We start from the raw sequence: 2268 nt of genomic DNA, 5'->3' as shown, positions 1-2268 counted from the left end.
CGTTCGCAAATGCGGTGATTTCTTTTTCCAGTTTTCGTTGCCATTCTTTTTGAACGGGTTTGATTTCATCTGGTGGGTGGAGAGTCTCTTTGTATTCGAGGTACTGGTTTTCGCTATGTTGGGAGAGTGATGTGACGGTGTCCCAAGTCCATGCGTTGACGTCAGTGGTGAATGGAAGTTCCATATGAGGTGTCAGAGATGTTCTGAGTTTTAAAAGTTTGACAAACTGATTTGCCATCCAATGATATGGCTTCTCATGATGACCTGCTATAAGCACAGATCAGTGTCATCCCCGCAGAAGAGACACTCCATCCTCCAAATCATCAATTAGGCCTAGAAGCAGGGCATCCAGATGGACAAGTGATTTAACCCACAGGTTCCGCAACGACTCTTTGTGTACTTTTCTTTCTCTTGACCCCATATGTGCATATCCATCTAAGAAGCGTCCGTTCTTCGACGGTTTTGCTAAATTGGTCGTAGAACCGCCTTCCAGATTCTTAATAAGTCCCTGTTCGTCCTCCAGACCACTTGCATTGAAAGTGATGCTATATTAGCGTTGGGTGGCTGTTTCACGGCTTACTGATGTGGCACGATTACCAGCCATCATCGGGGACATCGTAGTTTCCCTTAGCAAGATCCTCAATGTTCACAAACTCCTTATCAAGAAGTTCGGCATACAGCTCATCTGGATCCAGATCTACTGCGGGTTTCGCTGGCGTATCAGCCACGTCCAATTCAGACTCATTCACAGGTTTGTTGACATCTAGCTCATCATTGAGGAGGTTTTCTACTGTTTTCACCTCCCAAGAACTGGCATGCGGGGACAGCCGTATCTCCTCGATGAGTGTGTCTAAATTGACAGAGACAATAATCGGGTCCTCCCGATAGTCGTCACTGTATCCGCCAATTGTTGGCTGAGAGCCGCGTCTATACTCCTGATAATCATCGAGGTCTTCAACCAAATCGTTGTATTTCAGCGTTTCATACGCTGATGGATCGAACGGCTCTTCAAATACGATCGCACGAATTTCCTGTTCAGTTGTGTACTCACTATCCTTGTAGCTGAATGGGGCACGTGCATATTCGCGTAGAGAAGACCCATGGTCGTTTGCGAAGTCACAGTAGATAACACGCTTGATTGCCAACTGATCCTCACTGAGATCTTCAATCGCTTCGATTAACTGCCCGACAGTGGATTTAATGACGACACCCTCCCCACCGGGTGTGTAGTCTTCCCATTGCTCTATTGCTTCGTGATCAAGGCCAGTCCAACAGCTAAGGAACGCACATTTGTTCTGTTCCTGAATTACCTCAACTGGGTTCTTGTCCAGCAGACCTTCCACCAAATCAACTTCATCACCCCAATCCCATGCTTTCGTCCACTCCTGATTTGTTTTCTCTGCTTTATTGGCGCGTCTCAGCATTGATTTCAAGGGTAAATATCCCTCCAGTGGGTCAACAAAATGATCAGCTCGTGTGAATCGGAGGGACTCTGAGTCAATCAGGCTCAGCAGCTTGGGGTACGATAAATATCGCCAGATGGGCTGTTCTCGGGCGACAGTGTTTTCGAGATCCGTAAACTGTGACTTGTGCACAGTCGAGTCATTGTGGTATATTACTTGAATCTATCTTACTTGATTATCACCTCCAATAGAATGCTGAGTTACCATAGAAGGGGTTGGATGGGGGTGCTCATTCGCCGCGTAGCTTTGCTCGCCACGCCGGACCCGCGACATTCGCTCATTGAGTCGTTGAGAACCTAGACGTTGTCGAGATACCGTCTTCTCACCTCCATCGATTCCATCTCACTAAGCCGGTCGTAATGCTCATCAAGCACATCGTGGGATACGTCCGTTTTATCCGCCACCACGGACAAAGGAACTCCTTCCCGAAGGTGATGCGTGATCGATCCTCTCCGAACTGGGTGCGGACTCACGCTCGACGGGCACGTTGACGCGGATTCCCAATCGTTACTCTCGCACGTGTCTGGATTCTCTCCGTGTGGACACTCGTTGTTGATCCTGCACGGGCACGTCCAATAGTACACGGTCGCTCTAATTGACTGGATCGAACGTCTCCCGTGACTCGTCGCAAATAGTGGTTGACGGGCGTGTTCATCGATGACGTCGGGTCGATGCTCATCGATGTAGTCGTCGAGGATCATGCACGTCCGAGGTTTGATAGCGACGTGACGGTTCGCTGCACCTTGGTTCTTCAGCGGAGTCTCTGTATCGGGTCGATGCCTGATCCGGAGGGATTGGTTCGCTT

The 2268-nt window shown here is 48.9% G+C and carries 1 protein-coding gene and 1 pseudogene; both read right to left on the bottom strand.

Annotated elements, in window-relative coordinates; all coding sequences use genetic code 11:
- Positions 1 to 184: pseudogene (locus ACFR9S_RS14965) on the bottom strand (ATP-binding protein); the annotation flags it as partial.
- Between the two features lie 409 nt (positions 185 to 593).
- Positions 594 to 1595: a hypothetical protein gene (locus ACFR9S_RS14960; RefSeq protein ID WP_143067663.1), complete on the bottom strand. Its 1002-nt coding sequence runs from the start codon at positions 1593 to 1595 to the stop codon at positions 594 to 596.
- Positions 1596 to 2268: the final 673 nt, after the last annotated feature.

This window comes from Halolamina salina (assembly GCF_042678005.1).
GTDB classification, from domain to species: domain Archaea; phylum Halobacteriota; class Halobacteria; order Halobacteriales; family Haloferacaceae; genus Halolamina; species Halolamina salina.
This window is presented reverse-complemented; position numbering and strand designations above follow the sequence as displayed.